Origin of the sequence: Psychrobacter sp. UBA6739 (assembly GCF_002453835.1) — a bacterium.
Taxonomy (GTDB): Bacteria; Pseudomonadota; Gammaproteobacteria; order Pseudomonadales; family Moraxellaceae; genus Psychrobacter; species Psychrobacter immobilis_A.
Window position 1 is genome coordinate 67,612 of sequence record NZ_DKHR01000001.1, and the last position, 2,672, is coordinate 70,283.

The window sequence follows — 2,672 nt, forward strand, 5'->3', positions numbered from 1 at the left end:
TACTTAAAACTTATTTACTTAAAATAAGAGTTCTCACCCATTTATTGTGCTTAAAACTGCTGACGAATGGTAATGACTTGATCGCCGCGTTGCACCTCTATTTGCGCCTCACCTGATTGCTGTACCTGTTGCAGCACACTAGCATCTTGGGCAGGATTACTACCCACGCTTTGACCATTAACCGTTAGCACTTTATCACCTGGCTCAAGCCCTAGACGATTACGCAGCTTTGCTGGCATTGCAGGTGTTACTTGATAGCTTTCCCCTGCTGCCATAACCCCCATCCTACTCAAATAACTGGCGGGGTTTTCTTGCAATTCTGTGACCGCTTCATCGATAGCAGATTGCGGGCTACTGTCACTGCCTGTCGCAGCGGACTCTTCCTCAGTATTTTGTGTAGGCTGAGGGGCGTTAGGCAACATGCTGTTCTCTGGCAAGCGCTGATTACTCACGGCACCTGCGATCATGTCACTTTGGTCTAACGGCATCGCGGCTGGCATGCTAATGACGGTTTGCTTGTCACTGGCATCAGCGATGACAACCGAATTCCAGTCGACAGCGACAAGGGTATAGCCACTGTCTTTTAGCGCATCACCGATTCGATAATTTTTCACTTCACCATTGACATCCAGTAGTGCCGAGGACATGCTCTCTGGCATTGCTAACAGAACGCCTTTTAGATTGACATTGGGCGGTGGCTGCACTGCTGCTGCAATAGGATCAGGGTCTGCAAAAATAGCAAATAATCCACTATAGTCCTTGCCAGATGCCGATGTGTTTTGCAAAGCTGCTGGTGGCAACATCGGTGCCAATGGTGCTGCGAGCAACAACCATAGTAACCGAGCCGCTGTCCAACATAACCAAGCAACAGCCAATAACAATACCCAACCTGAGAATCGATTAAGGGTGTTAAGCACAGGTTTTAAAGTTGTAGAAACATTCATCATCTAGCGTGTCCCCAGCCCATTTAGCAGCGGCTGACGCACACTGACGACTGGGGTATCTTGGGGTGCTTGCCCTTTATACTCAGGCATACTTTCTAATAAACGCTGCGTCAAACTGACATCCAACATATTATCGCCATCGATATATAAGTCGCCCAAGCGCTTATCTTGATTGTTTAATAAATTGATATGAAGCAGGTTTTTATTGTTTTTTTGCTCGGCACTTAACTCAGCACGCATCGCAGGCATGGTCAGATAAAAAACCTTGCCACCACTAGGATAGCCTATCTCACCGCCGACCCATGTCAGCTGACCATCGGCTTGAGTAAAACCAGATGGATTTTTTGTTGAAGCGTTTTCTGCGGCAGTACTTGAGCCAGACTGACGGCTGAGCGAAACGTTATTGACCTGAATCGGTGTATTGGGCAATTGCCAATCAACCAAACTTGCCAACGTCTCAGGTGCTATCTTGCCGCTCATATTATCCACTTGCCATAAGTTGCTGCCTATTTTCACTTGTCCATTGAGGCGGGTTTGTGCTGAATTGATATCGACCTCTGCACTTATCTTACCCAATAACAAATGCCATGGCTGCCACGACCATTCTGCCGTACCTGTGAGCGGTGTCGCTGCTAAAGGCATCTGCCAGATAACGGAGCCTTGCCATAAATTACCCGACACATGCTGTACATAAGGCGTTTCGGGAGCATACTTTTCAAGCAGCCACGCCGCTGGCATTTGCAACACAGCAAATAATGCAAATAATACAAACCCAACCAGCCACCACAGCTTACGAGGGCGCTTATGAGACGACGCAGATACTTGGGGCACGGTTGCATAACTCTTATATAAGACAAAAACGTCATTATCATAACAAACAATGGCATACAGATGACAGAAAAAAAGCCAGTATCTTTTTACCAACATAATGGCAATAAAGATACTGGCTTTTATCAGCTTCTAAGACGAAAGGACTATCACGATCAAACGCTATGATTGCACACAAATCATGAGAAACAAGCCCGATGATCAGAGTAGATGTAACATGGTGCTTTTTTAAAACAGAACTCATTTAAACAAGCGCTTATTTAGACGAGCGCTTATTTTAAATAGCCTTTAATAAAAATTGCACCTTGCTAAATCTAAACCGACATCATCCTGTTAGCCACCACACTATTAGATGGCAAAATCTTCGATACTACGACCTGCTGCTAGCGCTTCAACCAACCACGTTGGCTTGCGACCACGGCCAGTCCATGTTTCTTCGTTGTTGTCAGTATTGCGATACTTGATGCTGCGTTTTTTCTCTAGCGTTTCACCAGCTTTTAGAATCTCTTCGATAGAGGCATTGCTGTCTTCTGCAATTTTCTCAAACTGCATATAAGCGTCATACAAACGCTGATGTTGTTTTTTAGCAATAAGCTGCTGAGCATTTTCAGTGATGGCACGTAACTCATCAACGTTCAGGTTTTCTAAATCAATGGCGGTATTTTTGCTCATAATAAATCCAACTGTAAGATAAAAAATATAACCTTAATAGATATTATTAACTATTAAGAACTAAGAATGACTTATTCATCATTAAATACAACGACGAATGTCACAAATCGATATTTTTTCAACCAAATAAAATATTGTTAGCCACAATACCTAAGGGCGTAGATAATATAAACAAAAAACCTTGCTATCACAACAGTAGATTATTATATAGTTAAGTCTTTATAAAAT

At 43.5% G+C, this 2,672-nt stretch carries 3 protein-coding genes; all 3 read right to left on the reverse strand.

Annotation, left to right across the window (positions count from 1 at the left end):
- Positions 1 to 50 precede the first annotated feature (50 nt).
- Positions 51 to 947 (reverse strand): type II secretion system protein N, encoded by an 897-nt coding sequence (locus tag B2575_RS00310; protein WP_238035544.1) that lies wholly within the window; start codon positions 945 to 947, stop codon positions 51 to 53.
- Positions 948 to 1,775 (reverse strand): type II secretion system protein N, encoded by an 828-nt coding sequence (gene gspN / locus B2575_RS00315; RefSeq protein ID WP_296239645.1) that lies wholly within the window; start codon positions 1,773 to 1,775, stop codon positions 948 to 950.
- Positions 1,776 to 2,120: 345 nt separating this feature from the next.
- A complete protein-coding gene (locus B2575_RS00320) occupies positions 2,121 to 2,444 on the reverse strand; it encodes an H-NS family nucleoid-associated regulatory protein (protein WP_045453321.1) in 324 nt (107 codons plus the stop codon).
- Positions 2,445 to 2,672: the final 228 nt, after the last annotated feature.